Annotated in this window: 1 protein-coding gene; it reads left to right on the plus strand. The window is 71.9% G+C overall.

The annotated features are described in order from the left end of the window. Positions 1–235, plus strand: a 235-nt coding sequence (locus tag ACQG3P_RS23935; protein ID WP_426806443.1) for a c-type cytochrome, incomplete at both ends; no start/stop codon positions are given.

Genomic DNA, 235 nt, shown 5'->3' on the forward strand with positions numbered 1-235 from the left:
CGCCTCGCCGCCGGTGCAGCGCGGGCCAAGGTCAAGGGCCAGGCGACCGCGCAGAGCGGCATCGACTGCCACGGCGCCGACGGCAACCAGCCGCTCGATCCGACCTACCCGAAGCTGGGGGGGCAGTACGGCGATTACCTGGCCCACGCCCTGCAGGCCTACCGCGCCTGGGACCGCCAGCATCCGCTGATGACCGGTCAGGCGACCGACCTGAGCGACCAGGACATTGCCGACA

The organism is Stenotrophomonas sp. SrG (genome assembly GCF_050031795.1).
Lineage (GTDB): Bacteria > Pseudomonadota > Gammaproteobacteria > Xanthomonadales > Xanthomonadaceae > Stenotrophomonas > Stenotrophomonas rhizophila_A.